This is a genomic window from Belnapia sp. AC561, from assembly GCF_979252845.1.
Window position 1 is genome coordinate 1 of the sequence record NZ_CEEDBP010000515.1, and the last position, 234, is coordinate 234.

Here is a 234-nt window from a genome sequence, read left to right on the forward strand (position 1 = left end):
GCGCAGATAAGCGGCATCATATTTATAAAGATCAGAACCAGTTCTCCAGTTGTTTGTATTGGACGGCGAACCGATATTGGCAAATATCGGGTAGCGTGCATCGGGGTTATCTGGAGTCCAGTAATCGGTCATATGTTCGTACACCGTGGCTCCATATCCATAGTGGAAAGGCTCAACAAGCTCTCCACGAAGAAATGTTTCCCGCTTACCGACGCCCTGGATAAACAGCTGGAG

The 234-nt window shown here is 48.3% G+C and carries 1 protein-coding gene; it reads right to left on the bottom strand.

Going from position 1 to position 234, the window contains the following annotated elements; all coding sequences use genetic code 11:
- The coding region (locus tag AC0IW9_RS32080; protein ID WP_471652317.1) for a hypothetical protein at positions 1–234 on the bottom strand (234 nt) is incomplete at both ends.